This is a genomic window from Collimonas sp. GW821-FHT02H07 (assembly GCF_059421505.1).
The window spans coordinates 198864-212910 of record NZ_JBWKVC010000009.1 but is presented as its reverse complement, the minus strand read 5'-3'; the positions used below and the strand labels follow the sequence as shown (position 1 = coordinate 212910).

The window sequence follows — 14047 nt, the reverse complement described above, 5'->3', positions numbered from 1 at the left end:
GCTTGCTCAATACGAGGCGCTGAGCCGGATGAACCAGCCTTCGGCCCGCTTGTCGCCAGCAATGCGCCAGCGGTACTGCAGCGACAGGTCGAAAAAGGAGCGCGGCGCGTTATAGTAATCCTGTCGGAACCAGTAACGCATACTGGTTCCGATGCCGCTTCCGATTGCTTTTTTGTCGTGCTCAATGAGAGTCGAATCATAGTCTGCCCCCATCACGAGGTGCGGAAACAGGACCAGGGTCGACCCGCTTGCGCCAAGTCGATAACTACGCCCCAATTGCCCTTCAAGGGTGGCATAATTTTGCGGATGCTGGAAGTAGTGCCCGGCTTCCGCATACAGGTGAGTGCTCAGCCAGCTGCTTTGATCCGCGTGCAAATCCAGCCCGGCATCCGAAGAGAAGCCAGCCCGGGCAAGCCAGTCACCGCTGGTAGCATTCCCCAATGGCACCAGGCGTTCGAGCGCCAGTATGGCGTTGATCTCGCTGAACGGTTTCACGCGTGCGCCGAGTGCAGCCTGGGCCGTGGCAGATCCGGTTGGGACACCCGATCCCCCACTTAATGTTTCATTGAGCCGGCCATAGATTTCCACCAGCGCCCCATTCTGCACTCCAAACGGACGCCAATACGCTTCAGCGGCGATGTCCTTGCCATCGATCGTGCCGCCATGCGGCACCCCTGTACCTGCCGCGGCCACACCTCTATCGCTCAGTGTCGCACGCACGCCCCAGCGGCGTTCCAGGTCGGCAGTTTCGCGCCGCACATCGTAGACCTGCTGCGCATCCAGCGCAAGGCGGCCTGCTTGCGCTGCGTCGACTGTCCGGTTGAAGTACCCGATTGCCTGTTCATTATGCCCCTGGCGCGCGGCGGCGTAGGCTGCGTCGTGGCGGGCGGCATCGGTGAGCGTGCCCTGTGTCTCCGCAAGGCCGAACAGGTCGAGCGCATCTTGATTGTCTCCCGCCTGAAGGGCGAGATAGGCCAGCTCTAGCTCGGATCCTTTCTCTGGCGCGCGGGCCGCCGTTGCCAGACGTTCGCGCGCGTCTTCTTTCCGGCCGAGTCCGATCAGTGCTGCGATCTCGGTCCTGGTCGTCTTGTCCGGCGCGCTCAACACGGCAGCATAATCAGCCTGAGCAGCATCCGGGTTTCCGCGGCGTTTTCGGATATTGGCGCGCGCCAGCAGCATATCGGCATTGTTTCCAAAGTCGGCCAAGGACGTATTTGCAGCCTGTTCCGCCTCGGCCAGCAATCCCTGCGCGCTTAGCGATTGCACGAGCAATCGGCGATAGCTAAGATCGTGAGGAGACAATCGGGTCGCTTCGCCGACCTTGCTGCTCGCTAGAGCGTAGTTCTTGTCGGCGAAAGCACGATACGCTTGATCGGCAAGCAGGAATCCCGGATCAGCGGACGTTGCGCCGGGATTGATGTCGCATGCTGTGACCAAGTCAGGTCCTGACGTGCAACTGACAAGCGGGAAGCTGAACGCCAGGACGGCGTGGTTGGAAGTGGATCGGCCAAGCATGATTGTCGCCAGCGCACGCCGCGCTGCCGCATCCTTGTCCTCGTCGTCTTGCAGAGGTTCGAGCAGACGCAACGTCCGCTGTGGATCGCCATTGGCCAACGCGGCGTCGGCAGCCACCAGCCGGATGCCACGCTGCGCGGCCGGGCCTGCACTCGACAGGGCTTGATCGAAGTCCGCTTGCGCAGATTCGACAGCGCCACGCTGCTGGCGTATTGCGCCGCGCAGGAGCAGCGCTTCGCTCGATGCCGTTTCTGGCTTGATCGTGTCGGAGGCTGCCTGCTCCGCTTGCTCCAGCTCCCCGTCCGCGACCAGTGCATTGACCAGGGCGATGTGAAATGCCGGCACGGAGGGCAGATAATCCGCGGCCTTGCGCGCCTGCTCTACAGCCTGCGCGAAGTCACGGCGCTCCAGGGCTCGATAAGAAGCCGCGGAAGCGTCGAAGGCAAGCTGCGCCTGCACCGTGCGACGCGCCAACTCGGCCTTTTCCAGCAGGTCGCGAAGGCGTGCGACATCCGGCCGCAAGCGGATCGCCTCGCGCGCCTTTGCCGCCGCGACATCATATTCTCCTTGCGCAAAAGCCTTGTAGGCCTGATCGGCAATCCGATAGGCCTGGCCGCTTAGCGGCCGCTCTGCGGCACCGGCGCCGGTGGCTACAAACAAGGTGACGGCAGCAAGACTACTGCCCAGGAAATGCAGCGAAACCGGATATTTTCTCATGCGACTCCCAATGCTAATCTGAGCAGGGCCATTTGCTGTTGCACAGTTTCTTCGATAACCTCGCGCGACACCAGCCCGCGACCGACGAGATAGTCGCCAATGCGCCCATGTTGCGGAGAGATATAGTGTTGCATTGCTTGTTCCAGCGATTCCCGCGTAATCTTTCCATTCTGGATCAATAGTTCGCCAAGGAGCGACGCGCCTTTAAATTCTCTTTTGACAGTACTTGCACACATTTCGGCCAAGGCCAGGCGCAATCCAGAGACTATTTCGCTATCCCGCGCAATATGTTGCACCGGCTGTGCGCCAAAGGCTGAGGCAAGCTCCCTGAGCGCATCTTCGGCAAGAGGCTTGCCGACTGCGACAATCGGCCTGCCACTGGCGTCCTGCCCTATCGGCATCGCGCCCAACCTAACGCACATTTCGAGTGATACTGGAGCCGGCAAGGGGGCCGCGATCCTGATTTCGGCGCGCGACAGATCCGACTGGAAGGCGATTGCTTCCGCCAGGGTTTCTTCGTCGATGTAGCCGCGCGACACCAATATATGTCCGAGGGGGAGGTGCATCTCCGTGTGTTCCTGCAATCCTTTTCTCATGTCGTCCTCGGTGATTGCTTGCCAGGAAACTAGCAGTTCACCTAGGCGTTGGCGCGTGCGCATGAGCCGATCGTCGGAGGGAAAATCGTGCATGGTCTTGTCCCATGCTAGGCGCTTCCCGAACAGCAGGTGCTCTAGGAACAGCTTCCAGGCTCGAGCCACTGCTACGAAGTTAATGAAATTGGCAACCACCATGCGCGGCGCGGAAAGCAATCCATGCACAGGACCGTACAAGCGATTGACAAAATAGGCTCGCTGGGAAGCACGCAACGCCAGTGCAGTCAGGTTAGCGTAGAGCACGTAATGGAGCCATGTTTGCGATTCCAGCAGCGCCCCAGGGACGGGCTTCCAGAAGCCGAAATGGCCGGCGATCCAGAACGGCAGGAACTGCAACAGCAGCAGATAGGCAGGAACGCTAACGAGGGCGGTGACGATTCCTTTGCGGTCCCGAAACAGTAAGTATTTGTTTGCAAGCGAGCCACGCCAGCCGATTTGCGCCCATCCTTGCAGGCTGATACCCAACACCCATCGCGTTTTTTGCCGGTAGGCCGTCTTGAAATGATCGGGAAAATATTCGCGCACGCAGAGCGGCATCTTGAGCGTGACCTGGCACTCTTTTCCGAAGCCGAACCAGGTTTTGCGATTGACCGAAAAATGGACGGGAAAACGGGCGAATATGGATGTCATCCCTATGTTCGCCAGGCGCGCGCCAATGTCATAGTCTTCGGTCAGAGTGTCGGTATTGAAAGGCTGGTTTTGATTCTCGCTGGTCAGCGCCTGCAGGGCGCGCCGCGAAAAACAGGTACCGACGCCAGCCGAAGGCACCATGCCACTGATACTCTCCCTGACAACGATGTCCTTGGCATGGGATTCCGCGAACTCATCCATATAGGTTCCTGCCACCAGCTCGGACCATTTGCGTTCGAGCGACATGACTGGAAGTTGGATCATGTCCTTGCGCGGCAGTAGGTAATTGAAAAATTTTAATTCAAGAGAATGCAGCACATCTTCGCTATCATGAAGAACGACGCCGGCAAATTGATAACCGCGTTTCTTTTCATGTAGGAAAATCGCGTTGATGATCCAATTCAGGCAGTTCGGCTTGCAGGTAGGGCCCGCATGTGGCACTTCGACCCGATGCAATTGCTTGTAGCGACGGCGCATCCGCTCTACCTCTGCTATGGTGCGCGCATCGTTGACATAGGTTCCAACGAAAACCACATAGTTGTGGTAGTTGAGAACCGTCACCATATTTTCGATCATTTGGGCGATCACGTCATACTCTAGCCACGCCGGCACCATGATCGCAAGCGGCTGCTCGGCGTGCTCCTCCAGTTGCCGTTCCGTGACCGGCCGATAGGTGCGCGTCCTGGTCAGCTGACGGTATGCCTGGCGGATCCAGTACCACGCGTCGACAAACAGATCGTCAGCCGCTGACACCAGAAACAATACCGCAACAACGCAGGTGGTAAGTTCCAGCAGCGTATAGTAATCGGCGAGGAAGTGTAGCCAGTATGTTGTCATGGTGCCCGGAAAATCAATGTAGGAAGACTTTACAATCGAACCAAACCCCAAGACCCGGGACACTACATAATTACGGGATCCTCTTGATCATCCACCGCGACCTGATGCGCTGCTTCCGGCTGCGCGGCGAATTCCGATACAGTCCGGTTGAGCAAGGCTGCCACGATACGCTGCGAGGCACTGCCGTCTCCGTAGGGATTGTGGCGCTGGGCAAACGACATCCATGCGGCATCATCGTCATACAGCCGGTGGACAGCCGTAACGATGCGCTCCACGTCGGTGCCTACAAGTTCGACCGTACCTGCCAGTACCGCCTCCGGTCTTTCGGTAACGTCGCGCATCACCAGCACCGGCTTGCCCAAGGACGGCGCCTCTTCCTGCACGCCGCCGGAGTCAGTGAGAACGACATGCGCGCGCTGCATCAAACGCACGAACGAGAGGTAATCCAGAGGAGCAATCAGATGTACGTTGGGCAGATGAGACAAGGCAGCCGATACCGGTTGCTGCACATTGGGATTGAGATGCACCGGATAGACGATTTCAATGTCGGCACGCGCTGACAGCTCGGCCAGCGCCGTACAAATATTCTGAAAGCCGGATCCGAAATTTTCCCTCCGGTGGCCGGTAACCAGCAGCATCTTGCGGCCCGATTGGAGAAAAGGAAATTGCGCATCGAGCCTGTTGCGCAATTCGTCGTCAAGCGAAATCCGTGTACTGGAAGCCATCAAGGCATCGATCACCGTATTGCCGGTAATATAAATCTTGCCTGCCAGATTTTCCATGCACAGGTTTTGCTTCGATCCTCCAGTCGGTGCAAACAGCATGTCGCTGACGATGTCGACGATCCTGCGATTCATCTCTTCAGGCCAGGGCTGTTTCAAATTACCGGTGCGCAAGCCAGCCTCGACATGCGCAACTGGAATCCCGCGATGGAACGCTGCAACGGCGCCCGCCATTGCCGTCGTCGTGTCTCCGTGCACCAACACGCGATCTGGCTTTATTTGCTCGATCAAGGGATCCAGCGCCGCGAAAATGCGGGAACTCAGGCCGTTCAGTGTTTGGTTCGGCAGCATCAGGTCCAGATCGAAATCGGTCTGCAATTCGAAAACGTCCAGTACCTGGCGCAGCATGCTGCGGTGTTGCCCGGTGGTGCAGACAAGGGACTCGATTTCTGGTTCCAATGCGAGACATTTGAGTACCGGCGCCATCTTGATGGCTTCCGGGCGGGTGCCGAATATGGAAAGAATTTTCATAAATCCCCCTACTCATTGAGCAAGAATTCAGAAATGCAATGCTGCCATTGCCGAGAGAACAACTGTAATTATTTGTCATTAATTGTTACCCTGATGCCAGTCTATAGGATGGATGTAATTTTTACCAATAGAATTCTTAATAACAGGCGATGCCTGCATCGATGCCTTGCTTCGATGAAAACCGACTAGTGGTTGGCATGATGCGGCCTACCGGGTCGCGTCGCAGGCACCGCAGGTGGGGCTGGTTGAGCCGCTGGCTCCCCAGCTGGAGCCGCGGGCAGAAGCGCCGGCGCCGTAAGCGGACCGGTTAACGCCATCTCCGGCGTGGTTTCAGCGTGCTCGGGCAGGATTAGCCGTTTGAGAATGCCCCCTTCCGACACCAGCACATAGGACTTACGCACCTCCTTGAGGCTAGTCCCCGGTTGCACTTCCTGGCCAACTCGGACCACTTGCGCGGGCTGGCCCTGTGCGCTCAGGATAGCCACGCTTTCCGTGGCATTTTGCGCTACCACCACGCCCATGAGCCGGTAATTGCTGGCAACCACGCTTCCATGACCACCAAACAATCCAGCCGCCTGGGAAATATCAATCTGTGGCGCCTCTGCTTGCGGTGGTAGCACGACCGCAGGTAGCGGCGGCTTGAGTAACGTCGTGCTCCAGTATGCGGCGCAGGCGCATAGCAGCATGAATAAAGCCAGACTGATAAGCGCGGGCAGGCGCGCGCTATGGCGGCGCATACTTTTGCCGATAATTCTGTTGAAATAGCCGCCCATGCTCCTGTTGCTGCTTTCTGGTCCAGCCAACAAATTCTCGACATGCTGTAGCGGCATAGCGGCATAGCGCCAGGCTTGGAACTGTTGGCGGCGGCACGGCTGCCTGGTTCGCCTGTGCTTTTCTAGGCCGCGCTGCGGCGACGGTAGCCGTTACAGTGACGGCCGCATTCGGCGGCAAATCGAGCTATTGGTAGACGCTCGATCGTCGCCATTTCAACTGGATTGACGAAGTCGTTGCTACTCAGATTGGGCCGGTTACAGCGTGACTGCGCATCGTCAGTGTCGGCAACAAGGTCGCAACGTCCTAGCGAACACGAGAATCTGCGCATCATCGGTGCGTCCCATCAGAACAGGAACAATCAGCGCCGCGAGCACTCCCTATAAGCAGCTCCACAGCCGTAATTTCGATCAGTGTCAAGCCGTACTGCGTGACAGCCGGGTGGCAATAGCGAGTAGCGGGGAATATTGCATTACGCATTTGCCCCTGTTAAAACCAACGCAGTATATTTTCCAGTTGGCATTCTATTTTAATGCGGCAACAAGCCTGCTCGTTCCTCATCAATTTGCGAAATTCAAATGTGCGGGCGTTGTCATCATGACGAGCATACTCCGATATTTATCGTGGAGAAAAATAGATCTGTTATCCACGGAAAACAATAATATCGACAACGAATTTTGCGCGAGATGTTGCATAAAATCCTAGCTAAAATGGCACCCTCACCTATACTTTAAGCTACCATTTTGCGGCAAAAAAACGGACGTTCTCATAAGAAAGAATTGGCACGTTTTTTTACCTCATCCCGTGATTGCATCGTAGAAAGACGGATCATGATTGCTGTCAAAAAAAACTCAGATGCAGGTCGATTGGGATCCGCCTTTCTTCATTTTCTCCGTCTTGTCTTGACGCATGCGAAATCAGATAACGGCCGCGCGGGACAGTCCGCGATATCCCACAAACAAAATTTGCATTGCTAGTGTCCGGATGCGATGTCCCAGTCCGATTCAAATGGGAGGACTGGCGTTGAAGTACTCATCCTCAATGGGAGGAAATCATGAAAACCACACATAAAATGCGGTCGCACATTCTCATGGCTGGTATCGGCGCGGCGATTAGTTTCGCTGCATCCGCCAATGCAGGCGATGTCAATATTGCGCCCCCTCCGAAACCAGCTTTTGACACGGTGATCACGCCGGGCCAGGTGCCTGGCAAAGACATACAGCGCGGCCATCATCATAAGGGTGATATCAAGAAGAATAAATCGAGAGATGATGAAGAGCTCAAACAAACCGGAAAAGCAGGTGGTCAATCATGAAAAAGATTGCGACTATTCTTATGCTGATCGCCGAGCTGTTTTTTCTTAGCCCGCTGCCGGCAAGTGCGCAGGTAGTGACTACGCCGATAAAAGTACTGATTGTGTACGATGCCCCTTCCCCTGATCAGTATGAGAAGCTGGGATTTGCCTACGCCATCATGCTGCGTAATCTGATCGGACACTTCAACAGTACCGTTGACCTGGTGCCGATACAAAACTATGTTGCCGGCGAAATTGAGTCATATCAGACCACCTTCTATTTGGGCTCGTATTATAACAATCCGATCCCGGCCGCATTTCTCAACGATGTTTCCGCCACCAAAAAAACCATTGTCTGGTTCAAATACAACCTGTGGCAGTTCGCGTGGAACACGGCATACAATTTCAATACACATTACGGATTCAGCTTCAGCGGCTTACAGGGATTGAATGCGCCACCCAGCTCGACCAACCCGACACCTGGCTTCTTCGATACCGTCCTGTATAAGGGTATGTCGATGGTCAAGTACTATGCCTACGATGCTACAAGCGGGACCGTGAACGCCGATCCCGACGTCGGCGTGACCCAAATCATTAATACCACCTTGGCGCAGGCAGTGGTCAATATCAAAAACAGCGTCACTTCCGCGCAGGTGCCGTACATTGTCCGCTCCGGCAATTTCTGGTATTTCGCTGACATGCCATTGTCATACATCGGCCCACGCGACCGCTATCTGGTTCTGTGCGATATATTGCACGATATATTCGCTGACAATCAACCGGTAAGTCATAAAGCTCTGGTACGACTGGAAGATGTCGATGCATTGGTGGATTACGGCACAATGAAAACGCTGTCGGATTATTTGGTGGGCAAACACATTCCATTTTCGATTGCAACCATCCCGCATTACATGGACCCGTTAGGCGTATACAACGGCGGGGTTGCGGAAGTAGTACCGCTGTCGCAGGCCGGGACGCTCAAGAGATCGTTAAATTACGCGCTGGCACGAGGCGGAAAAATCCTGATGCATGGATATACCCATCAATACGATTCAATGCGGAACAAGAATACCGGGGTCAGCGCCGATGATTTTGAATTCTGGAATGCAGTGGCGAATACCCCGGTGGCCGAAGATTCGACGGCATGGGCATTGGGACGTCTCCAGGCGGGAAAAACAGAATTCCAAAATAATGGTTACGCGCCATTTGCCTGGGAGACCCCACACTATCAGTCATCGCCGCTGACCACTAAGGCTATACCGCAGGTATTCAAAACAACCTACCAGCGCGCCGTGTATTACACCTCTGATACTCCTAACTTCACCTTGGCCCAAGGCAAGGATTTTGCAGTTGGACAGTTTTTCCCCTACACCATCAAGCAAGATTACTACGGTCAGTGGATCGTGCCGGAAAATCTAGGGAACATTGAATATGACATCAGCAGTATCGATCCGTATTCAAACGTGGTTTATACCTGGCAAGATCTTTATCTGAATGCCCAATATGCTTTGGTGGTGAGGGATGGATTCGCATCCTTCTTCTTCCATCCATTCTGGCTGGAGTCGTCGCTGGCGCCGCTGGTTACGACCGGATTCAGCGATTTCCAAAGCATAGTCCAGGGTATTACCGGATTGGGCTACACCTGGACTGATGCCAGTACACTCGGACATCCGTAAGCCATGTATTTGCCCGCCAAAGGAGGCTGATTCCTTTGGTGGGTAATGATATTTTATCCATTGCGCTATCGTGGGCGGCGGCTCATTTTATTGTCAACAAGCGATCAAATTACCGTTGACAACAACATAGGGTCCCTCCTCGCATCTCCAAGAAATAAGGTTTATTACATCGATCAAGGAGTGTTACATAAGGCTACCGACGGTCGTTGACGTCGATCGCGCCTGATCATCATTGTGGTCTGGATTAATCCGCGTCAACATCTGATGCAATTCTGGATCACCCTTTGATCGTCGTGCCAGCAGCCACATTGCGCTTTCGTTCCACCGATAAAAACGTATATAAATGCTTGTTACATTTCCGAAGTGCTTTGGCATATCGGCCCAGGCTTTGTTATTCAAGGTACGCATCTATGACACCTCCGCAAAAGCGCATGAAATAGAGGCCTTAAATTGGTTCGAGTCCAATCGCATGGGCAAGTGGTGAATTGATCGTTTGAATCATCGAAGAGGGACTGGGATAAGAGGTCCATATTCCATGGCATCGAACGGCATGAGTTCCTATGGGGTATGGCCCTTGGTTGCCTTAAAAATACCCTTGCAACAGAAATGCATTGCCGATCAAAGGTCATTTGGACAAACGATGCAAGCGGGTTTTTTGCGGAGCAAACCATGGATTGCGGAGCGCAAGAAAAAGGGCCCTCATCGCTGAGAGCCTTTTAGTAATTGGTGCCCGAGGCCGGACTTGAACCGGCACACCCTTACGAGCGAGAGATTTTAAGTCTCTTGCGACTTTAATAGGCAGAGTTGAAGCAGCCGTGTGTCAAGAGCATGGAGATCACGTTTAGTGAGAAAAAGAGGGCGTTTTATGCTGATAGGTTGTTGAATGTTTTGCGCGACTTTTGCGCGAGTCTCCTATTTTCTTCTCTGCACAGCTCTGCTATACTCCTGCAACGGGCAATAGCCAAGCCTTTGATTTATAAGACGTTCCGATTTTATTGTCTGGTTTGGGACCAGGGGGTCCAAGGTTCGAATCCTTGTACTCCGACCAATAAGTAGAAAAGGGGCTGTCTTCGGACAGCCCCTTTTTTCATTTCCGCTTGATAAAAATCAAGCACTGCAATGAATCGATCTGACGATCGGAATCAGGCATCAAAGCGTATGAATCCGGCCGTAGCTCAACTGGATAGAGCATTCGGCTTCTACCCGAAATGTTGGGGGTTCGATTCCCTCCGGCCGGACCAGTTTGTTGTTGTAAGTCAACGACTTATGCTTGTTTCATGTTTGCTGGGGATGGTTTTGGGATATTTCCCTGAATTTGAGCCTCGGTCTTGTCCAGTTCTGCAGCGTTTGCTTGCCATTAATCTACGCTGCATAGTCCTTAAAAAATACCCCACACCATTGCCCGCGCCTATGCGATATGCCGTGCGGCTCGCACTTGGCATCCCGTCATTTATCACTATTGCAGAAATCAACGGCTGCCGGCATTGGCTTGGATTGATGCGAGATCGTCTACTACTGTTTGACAGGCCCATGTCTTGATAGCGCGGTGCTTGTTGCACGATTGATTTTTCAGATGTCAATATTGACAGGTGTAGAAAAGGGGATTTGGGGATAGCCTCAAGTAACCGAATCGGATAGATCGCATCAACGTCAGTTGCCACTCCAAGAAGTTAGTCATTTACGGCGCGTCAGGAATTTCCAACTTTGAATGAAAGTATTTCAAAATGGCTCGCAATAAAACACTTTATCTTTACAACGACGCTGAGAGAGCTCAGGAATGGGCCGTCGACTCGGATGGATTTATCAGAGAAAGCTACACGGTGGAGCAAGCTCGCAAGAGTTTTACGATTGGCCTCAGCCGCAACGCAACCATCGAATTCGGAGTGGGCGACGCGGCTTATCTGACAGCGACGCATGCGTACATCACCGGCAGCTGGACCTCTCATGCAGATACCTCTAACGAAATAAACTGTGTCGCCCCACAAAGCGCAGTGAATGTGACTTCAAGTTGCACGCCAGAATAATTCTGGCAATGGCTTCCCTTGTGCGTGGAAAATCATTGGGGGGGCGACGCTTTTCGTGCCGGGGCGAAGACCGCTTCAATTGATATGCAATTGTTCTTCACCGGGATCGGCAATCAATTCAAGGAGAGCGCTCAAGTGCTTGAAAAGAAAGTGTCGTCACTGTTGGTTGTCGTTATTTTGATTCTTGCAGCTTGCGGTGGCAGCGACGACGGATCGGTGCCAGTAACGCCGATAGCAACCACGACAGCTGCAGGGAAGGCGGTAGACGGTTATTTGAACGGCGCTTCGGTTCTCTGTGATGCCAATAACAATGATGTAGCCGATGCGGGTGAAGCAGTTGTCGCTACGGATGGCCAAGGCAATTTTGCGTTTGCACCCGCATGCTCGAGCACGATAGTGGTGAGCGGCGGAACCAGCATCGACACCGGCTTGCCATTCGCGGGGACTCTGAAGGCGCCGGCCGGCAGCGTAGTAGCTACGCCGCTGACTACCCTGATGGCGAACTCCGGCATGACCGTTTCCCAGGTTGCCATTGCCTTGAACCTGCCGGCTGGTACTGACGTCAGTAAGATTGATCCGATGACCAATGCTGATCTCCATAAAAAGACTTTGGCAATGCAGCAAATCGTCCAGCAAATCGCTGATACGCTTGGGGCTCTGGCGCAAGACTCCAGTCCGGCGACCATCCAGGAAATTTACTCGCAAGTGGCAAAGGCGGTCGTGACAACGCTGACGGCAAATCCTGCCACTGCTCTGGTTGGCGGCGGCAACAGCGTCGATGCTTTGCTTGTGTCCGGCGTGGTGCGGCAGTCGATAAAAAATATTGCTGCCACCAATGACGCCTCACTGGCGGCAGCCAAGACTGGTCTAGGCGGCTTTAGTGCGAACAGCGTGGCTGTACTTATCTCGAGCGCTGTCGCCGGCCAGGCAACGGCATTGACTACAGCCAGCGACGCGAACCTGCTCAGCCAAACGCAGTCGCTTCAGTCCAATCCTACGATCGCAAACGCTGCATATGGGGTCGCAAGCTTGCTGAGTAGCGCTGTCGCCAGCAGGGTGGATTTAACGACGTTGGGGCGCGCGCTCGCGCTGCTGAATGACAACAATGCGGCGGCAGGCGCCGCGGTGTTGTCGGCTATTGCGGCGCAGGCCCAGCTTGCCGGGATTCCCGTTCCGGTAGTCGGCATCAGCGACTGGTCGCAGCCTTCCAACTACCTTGCGATTCAAAAAGACAGTATCGCCATCAACGGCAATCCCTATACCTTGGATCAGTTCTTGAGCGGTGTGACGCTGCCCGGCAAGCCGACGTCTGCCGATACGCTCAGCTTGGCATATACGGTCGTGGGCAATCCGATCCCCAAGAGTGCCGGCGGCGTCATGACGACGCGCGTGAGCCTGGGTGCAGAGATGACCGACACCGGCAGTAGCGGGCTGGTATTGCAATTAATTGTGGATCAAGCTGACCTGTCGCTGGATGGCAATCGTCAATTGTCTATTTCGGTGCCGGCAGGCGCCAGCATGTATGTGTTTGTCAAGACGGGCGGCAGTGCCGGCGCCAATTTTGCATTTACCAAAATTTCAGAAAACCAGTTCATTGAGATCGCGAACAATAATTTGACAGTCAATACGGGTACGGTGCTGAAGCACATACTCAGTCAACTAGGCGGACAATCGGGGGCGGTCCTTGCGGGCCTGAAAAATCTCAGCGGGACATTTAACATGAAATTTGTTGTATCCAACCTGAACGTCAGGAGCGAGACGGACAAATCTGCTGTGAAAGGCTTATCTGTTCTGGTCACAGGATCCGGCCAGCCCGCGGTGAGTGGCCTTGGCATTCAGGGGATTTTCACCATCCCATAAGCATGGGATTTCATGGCGAGCCGTATTGGAAGGCTGCGTACTTTCAATAAGCCATCAAGCGGTACTTGCAAAAGAGTGTCGCTGGGAAAAGCGACATGCGTAATTACAAGGTCTGGAGCGAATGGGTAGGACCCAACAAAATGTCAATCGGGAGAGCAGCTATGAAAAAATGTGTGCGGAACGGTATTTTCATCATCGCAGCGGCAATTGTTTGTAGTAGTGCGTCAGCGGGTACCGGCACCGCCACCATGACCAATACGGTCACCATTGCTAATAACTGCAGCATTTCAACGCTCGGCTTCACAACGACCTATGACCCGATCGTCACCAATGCCACGGCCAACCAGACCGCTACCGCCAGCGTTGCCACGACCTGCACCACAGGCGACAACCCTGTCATTACGCTCGGACAAGGCGCTAATGCCAATACCGGATCCACTAACGCAGTACCGTTGAGGCGACTCTCCAGCGGCGGAGGTACGCCGACATATCTCAATTACGGTTTATTTTCAGACAGCGGGTATACCGTGACATGGGGGAATACAGCGGCAACCTCGCCGGCCGCCGTTACTGCAAACGGCTCCCCCACGGCAATCACCATTTACGCCAGCGTTCCGGCAGGTCAGATTTCGGCAATTGCCGCCACCTATACCGATATTGTCGTCGCCACGGTCACTTTTTAAGACGGATGAAAGCGGCGCCTTAAATTGGTTCGAGTCCAATCGTGCCGGCATCGCGCGACCTGCGCTAACCCAGTTCCGCGCGCCGTCCTTCTTGGCGTGCAGGTTCGAGCGTGCGCGGTACGATGCTGTATCGT

At 54.5% G+C, this 14047-nt stretch carries 9 protein-coding genes and 1 tRNA gene; 6 read left to right on the top strand and 4 right to left on the bottom strand.

The window, feature by feature from the left end:
- Positions 1-6: 6 nt before the first annotated feature.
- The 4 genes from AC07V8_RS15895 to AC07V8_RS15880 all read right to left on the bottom strand — a co-directional run bounded on the left by AC07V8_RS15895 (position 7) and on the right by AC07V8_RS15880 (position 6378).
- Positions 7-2232 (bottom strand): bacteriophage N4 adsorption protein A, encoded by a 2226-nt coding sequence (locus AC07V8_RS15895; RefSeq protein ID WP_494679106.1) that lies wholly within the window; start codon positions 2230-2232, stop codon positions 7-9.
- Entirely contained in the window at positions 2229-4352 is a 2124-nt protein-coding gene (locus AC07V8_RS15890; protein WP_494679107.1) for a glycosyl transferase family protein, read from the bottom strand. The genes AC07V8_RS15895 and AC07V8_RS15890 overlap by 4 nt, the downstream gene beginning before the upstream one ends.
- Before the next feature lie 62 nt (positions 4353-4414).
- Positions 4415-5605, bottom strand: a complete 1191-nt coding sequence (wecB, locus tag AC07V8_RS15885) for a non-hydrolyzing UDP-N-acetylglucosamine 2-epimerase (protein WP_494679108.1) — start codon at positions 5603-5605, stop codon at positions 4415-4417.
- Between the two features lie 185 nt (positions 5606-5790).
- The gene (locus AC07V8_RS15880) at positions 5791-6378 is read right to left on the bottom strand and encodes a type II secretion system protein N (protein WP_494679109.1); all 588 of its coding nucleotides are present in this window, start codon (positions 6376-6378) and stop codon (positions 5791-5793) included.
- A gap of 1052 nt (positions 6379-7430) precedes the next feature.
- Between AC07V8_RS15880 and AC07V8_RS15875 the strand changes: the two genes are divergently transcribed.
- The 6 genes from AC07V8_RS15875 (at position 7431) to AC07V8_RS15850 (ending at position 13913) form a co-directional block, all read left to right on the top strand.
- Positions 7431-7691, top strand: coding sequence for a hypothetical protein (locus tag AC07V8_RS15875; protein WP_494679110.1), 261 nt, complete (start codon positions 7431-7433; stop codon positions 7689-7691).
- Positions 7688-9346 carry a DUF2334 domain-containing protein gene (locus AC07V8_RS15870; RefSeq protein ID WP_494679111.1) on the top strand — a complete coding sequence of 553 codons (1659 nt, stop codon included), beginning with the start codon at positions 7688-7690 and terminating at the stop codon, positions 9344-9346. The genes AC07V8_RS15875 and AC07V8_RS15870 overlap by 4 nt, the downstream gene beginning before the upstream one ends.
- A gap of 1164 nt (positions 9347-10510) precedes the next feature.
- Positions 10511-10587 (top strand) — tRNA-Arg (locus AC07V8_RS15865).
- A gap of 483 nt (positions 10588-11070) precedes the next feature.
- Positions 11071-11370, top strand: coding sequence for a hypothetical protein (locus AC07V8_RS15860; protein WP_494679112.1), 300 nt, complete (start codon positions 11071-11073; stop codon positions 11368-11370).
- Positions 11371-11394: 24 nt separating this feature from the next.
- The gene (locus AC07V8_RS15855; protein ID WP_494679113.1) at positions 11395-13230 is read left to right on the top strand and encodes a hypothetical protein; all 1836 of its coding nucleotides are present in this window, start codon (positions 11395-11397) and stop codon (positions 13228-13230) included.
- Positions 13231-13325: 95 nt separating this feature from the next.
- Complete coding sequence (locus tag AC07V8_RS15850) at positions 13326-13913, top strand: Csu type fimbrial protein (RefSeq protein WP_494679114.1); 588 nt, start codon at positions 13326-13328, stop codon at positions 13911-13913.
- Positions 13914-14047 lie beyond the last annotated feature (134 nt).